General features: G+C 67.8%; 3 protein-coding genes. 2 read left to right on the top strand and 1 reads right to left on the bottom strand.

The window, feature by feature from the left end; translation table 11 throughout:
* Window positions 1–379 precede the first annotated feature (379 nt).
* Complete coding sequence (locus E1295_RS51675; protein ID WP_246081256.1) at window positions 380–1141, top strand: septal ring lytic transglycosylase RlpA family protein; 762 nt, start codon at window positions 380–382, stop codon at window positions 1139–1141.
* A gap of 495 nt (window positions 1142–1636) precedes the next feature.
* Here the strand turns inward: E1295_RS51675 and E1295_RS47815 are convergent, their stop codons facing one another.
* The gene (locus E1295_RS47815; protein ID WP_246081255.1) at window positions 1637–2188 is read right to left on the bottom strand and encodes a DUF1707 and DUF4870 domain-containing protein; all 552 of its coding nucleotides are present in this window, start codon (window positions 2186–2188) and stop codon (window positions 1637–1639) included.
* A gap of 179 nt (window positions 2189–2367) precedes the next feature.
* On the opposite strand from E1295_RS47815, the gene E1295_RS47810 reads away from it, so the two are divergent.
* The gene (locus E1295_RS47810; RefSeq protein ID WP_132641993.1) at window positions 2368–2712 is read left to right on the top strand and encodes a hypothetical protein; all 345 of its coding nucleotides are present in this window, start codon (window positions 2368–2370) and stop codon (window positions 2710–2712) included.
* Window positions 2713–3050: the final 338 nt, after the last annotated feature.

The raw sequence follows: 3050 nt of genomic DNA, 5'->3' as shown, positions 1-3050 counted from the left end.
CACCCAGCACAACCCCCGATGCGCACAGAAGCTCCCCACGCATCCCAACCCACCCAGCACAACCGCGAACGCACATAGACCACGCACACACACCCACGCCCAGCCGGCACGACCGGAACGCGCATAGAACGTGGAACCGGACCCCGCGAGCCCCGGGCCGTAGATGTGCCGGTGCTTTCGGGCGATCGCCACACCGGTAGGTCGGACTCGTGAGATGAGTCACTTAATGTCCCATTAAGTTGTCTTTACTCGCCAGTTGTCGCATATGTTCGTCCTCGTCGCGCGGGATCCCCCCGTCTGCCCGCGGATCGGCCGCCGTACGCCCGCACCCCCTCGGCCTGGCCACTGCCTTATCCCCTAAGTAGGACCGTGGTTTACGTTGGGCCAGCACTCTCGCAAGCCGTCGCCGCACGATCGCAAGCTCTCTCCCGCCAAGCGGTGGGCGGCCCTCGCAGCCGGCGCCGCCGTCGTCTGCGCCGCCTCAACGACCGCCTGGGCCGCATTCGGCGACGACGACCACCGGCGCGCGTCCGGCGGCGACGGCCAGGCGGTCGGCTCGGACGGAGCCGCCCGCCGGCACAGCCCTCAACCGGCGCCCGCCTCCCAGCCTCCGGCGGCCCACCGGAAGCCGACCACCGGCTCGCGGGGGCCCGCAACGGTGACGACGCCCTCAGGCTCTGACACGGGCGGAGAGGCCAAGCACCCGAAGACGAAGTCACAGAACCCCAGCGCGACGACCGGGGCCCAGAGTTCCCAGGCGAAGACGGAGTCCCAGGGGTCGGGGGCGAAGATCGAGTCGCAGGAGGCGGCGAAGTCCAGGTCGTCCAAGCCGAAGAAGCCCAAATTCCGCGTGGTGTCGTCCGGTAGATGCGGGGCCTCCTACTATGGCGACCCGCAGATGACGGCCAGCGGCGAGCGGTTCGATCCCTCGGCGATGACCGCGGCGCACAAGACCCTCCCGCTGGGCAGCAAGGTTCGCGTGACCAACCCGGCAAACGGGGAGGCGGTCACGGTCCGCATCAACGACCGTGGCCCGTACATCGGGGGTCGCTGCCTCGACCTGTCCCGAGCCGCGTTCGCCGCCATCGGGAACGTCAGCTCCGGGGTGATGAAGGGGAAGTACCAGGTCCTGGCCCGCTGACCCGTTCAGTGGCAGGCCGATGCGTTGCTTAGCCGGTACGACGCCATAAACCGGGAAACCGCGAAGCCGGGACGTCTTGGGAGCCCGAAGGCGCGGAACACGCAGAAAACGCGGAAAATGCGCAAGCCGGGAGGCCCAGGGAGTCCGGAGGCGCAGGAAACGCGGGAGCGGGACGCCCAGGGACCCGGCGGTCCAGGAAACGCGGGAGCCGGGACGCCCCGGGCGGAGGCCCGGGAAACGCGGAAGCCGGAAGCCCAGGAGGGCGTGGAGCCCAGGAGCCCAGGAGCCCTGGAGTTCAGCCGCACAGGAAACGCGCAAGACCAGGCAAGCCGGAAACCGCAGAGCCAGGAAGACCCTGGAAACTGGGAGCCCGAAAGCCCGGGGTACGCGGAACACGGAAATGCGGAAGTACGGAACGGGCAGGGACGCGGCACGCCCCGCCGAGGTCAGGGCCTCGGCGGGGCGCCGTGGAAGAAGCGGACGAGAAACGTCGTGTCACTTCACCAGGCGGAGCGTCATCGGGTAGCGGAAGTTGCCTTCCGTCAGAGCCGAGACGCCGCCCACGATCGCGAGGATCACGGCCACGACCCAGATGACCGGCACGAGCACGATGCCGATGATGGTGAAGGGCAGCAAGATGGACGCCCCGACCAGCGTGATTTGGAAGTTGAGCGCCTCCAGCGCCTGCCGGCGGATGTAGGGAGAGGTCTTGCCTCCCGTGAGCAGCAGAATCAGCGGGGCCACGATCGGTACGCCGAGCAGCAGCACCATGTGGCCGAGGGCGGCGCCGAGGCGCTCGTTGCTCTCCGGCGCACGTTCCTGGGGAACGCCGGCCGCTGGAGGAGGGGCGAGTTTGGGCACGACCTCGGTGCCGTAGATCTCGGTCATGATGGGCATCAGGTCGCCGTGGGTGCGCGCCATCATCGCGCGCTCCAGCCGGTCGTCGAACTCGATCTTGTCGAAGCGGCCCTCGGCGTAGGCGGCCTTGACGTGCTCCACCACGTGCTCTCGGTCCTGGTTGGTGACGCGCAGTTGAGCTGGCGGCACCTGTCCCGGCCCAGGGCTTGTCGGTACCCCAGCCATCATCGCCATGCCTCTCCTCGGTGGAATCGAACGGTCTTCTCCCATACTGCGTCCTCGAAGCCCGAGGTGCTATCCGGAGAATCCCCGATCTGTCCCCTAGATCATCCCCGACGCTCCGCCCTCAGATCGTATAAAAAGGATTCATGAGATGGCGCGACCGCTACGGCCTGCGTCGGCTGCGCGGCCCCAAAGTCGCAAAGTTCGACCGTGAGGCGACAGACGCCGACATCGAAGCGCTCATCGCCTTTGCCCGATCACGGCGTGGCGTCGAGTTCTACGTCGAGCCAGAGACTTTCGCCACCGACACGACCGCTGTGGCGGTGGCCGACGATGGCGAGTGGACCAGACGAAGGGTCGGCTCACCGGCAGTCATTCGCAAGGTCGCTCGTAATCTTGCCCTGCCGGTGTACGACGTTCAGCTCACCGGATATCCGCGGCGGATGCGTGATTACAACGAGCGCCGCCGCCGTGAGGAGGACACCCTCTAAACACACCGATTCCCCACCCGACGTTTCTTCGATTCGACAGGCACCCGAGGGTCGGCGCTGCTGTATTTCACGGAATGAGCAGGTCACAGCAGTGGATGACCGTTCGCGTCGCAAGCGGCGCCACCCGTCGGGCCCACCGCTCGCAGCACCCGGACCGCTCGCACGAGCCGAACGGGTCCGCTCGTGTTCAGCGGCCGGTGCGCGATGTCGTCAGTACGCCCCCCCATCACCCTCACGGCCCCCGGAAGGCGACGCCCAAACGGTGACCTTCGGACGATGACGCCCGAACGGCGGTCCCCGACGGCGCCCCCGGACGATGACCCCCGGCCGATGACCCC

The sequence above is a fragment of the Nonomuraea mesophila genome, assembly GCF_004352805.1.
Taxonomy (GTDB): Bacteria; Actinomycetota; Actinomycetes; order Streptosporangiales; family Streptosporangiaceae; genus Nonomuraea; species Nonomuraea longispora.
The sequence above is the reverse complement of the archived record's forward strand: the minus strand, read 5'-3'. Positions and strand labels throughout refer to the sequence as shown.

What these genes read in the sequence shown, in the direction of transcription:
- E1295_RS47810 (WP_132641993.1), top strand. Translation starts at nt 2,368, where the DNA reads ATGAGATGGCGCGACCGCTACGGCCTGCGTCGGCTGCGCGGCCCCAAA.